Source organism: Butyricicoccus sp. AF18-9LB (assembly GCF_027684505.1).
Lineage (GTDB): Bacteria > Bacillota > Clostridia > Oscillospirales > Butyricicoccaceae > Agathobaculum > Agathobaculum butyriciproducens.
Map to the genome: position 1 here is coordinate 1 of NZ_JAQCWA010000060.1, position 1,150 is coordinate 1,150.

Genomic DNA, 1,150 nt, shown 5'->3' on the forward strand with positions numbered 1-1,150 from the left:
TATCCAAAGGGCAGGAGGACGAGAACGGAATCCTGTTTGTCCGCTTCCCTGTCACAGCCATTGCCGCAGTCCTGTCCCGCAGTCCCATGACGGTCAAGCGTTCTCTGAATGAACTGGAAACCGCCGGACTTATCATGCGGGTGCGTCAGGGCGTGGGAGAACCCAGCAGAATTTATGTGCTGATACCGGGAAAGGAGGACGCTGCCCTTGCCTGATACCTCAAAGCAAAAAGCGAAAAGAAACTGCGGAAAGCCATCAATGATGAAAAGGCATTGCAGCACCAGTTGAAGCAGCTTACCCGAAAGGAACGGACGCACCGGCTCTGTACTCGTGGCGGTATGCTGGAAAGTTTTCTGCAAGAGCCGGAACGCCTGACAGATGATGATGTCATGCTGTTGTTGAAACTCATTTTTCACAGGCAGGACACGCAGGAACTATTGAAAAAACTGCTGGAACGGGAGAAGCCGGAAACCCCTTAGTTTACTAAGGGCGCAATTATACACCACCCAGAGGTTGGTGCATTGCGTTCTCCGAAGGCTCCTCGCCGGAAGGCTGTGATTTTCCGCAGTCATGGTCTGCTCCAAATCATACAGGGGACGCTACGCTTCCCCTGCGCTGGCTACCACCAGCTACCCTTTTGTGGACTTGCCATCTGGGTTGTCAAAAAAGCTTACAATCTTACATGATAAATAGAAAAGAGTAAGGAACAATTTGAAGTTATAAGTGGATTTTTGCGAAGCTGTATGATACTATTATTTTATAACGATTTGAAAATTCGTGGATTACTTAACAAATTAGAAGGAGGTATTTTATATGTTTAAAAAAGCTTTTTGGGTTCCTTATGAGGATAGTGCCAATTACCCAACTCTTGCAAAAACTATGGAAGCAATTTCAAAGTATTGTGAAGAAAATGGTAAGTCTTATACATTTATTAACGATGACGAAGTGGAGATAAATGGAAAAAAATATGAAATATATAGGGGCTACGAAAATGGTAGTAGGGGAAATTACGGCATAAAATGTAAAGAAAAATAAATCCAGTTTGTTATTCTACACACATCGGGTCAACTTGTCCCGAACTTTCACAACTAAATACCCGCCGCTTACACAGCGGCACACCGAGCAGGAAATCTGAAAAAGGTCTCCTGCT

3 protein-coding genes are annotated in these 1,150 nt (G+C 44.9%); all 3 read left to right on the forward strand.

Annotation, left to right across the window (positions count from 1 at the left end):
* Window positions 1–215: DeoR family transcriptional regulator (locus tag PGY33_RS14275; protein ID WP_270479203.1), on the forward strand; the 215-nt coding region annotated here is incomplete at its 5' end.
* A gap of 27 nt (window positions 216–242) precedes the next feature.
* Window positions 243–479 carry a DUF3847 domain-containing protein gene (locus PGY33_RS14280; protein ID WP_442865588.1) on the forward strand — a complete coding sequence of 79 codons (237 nt, stop codon included), beginning with the start codon at window positions 243–245 and terminating at the stop codon, window positions 477–479.
* Window positions 480–813: 334 nt separating this feature from the next.
* Window positions 814–1,035, forward strand: coding sequence for a DUF4318 domain-containing protein (locus tag PGY33_RS14285; protein ID WP_270479205.1), 222 nt, complete (start codon window positions 814–816; stop codon window positions 1,033–1,035).
* Window positions 1,036–1,150 lie beyond the last annotated feature (115 nt).

Bases quoted from the DNA above. Each gene is read 5' to 3' on its own strand.
- PGY33_RS14285 (WP_270479205.1), top strand. From the start codon at position 814: ATGTTTAAAAAAGCTTTTTGGGTTCCTTATGAGGATAGTGCCAATTAC.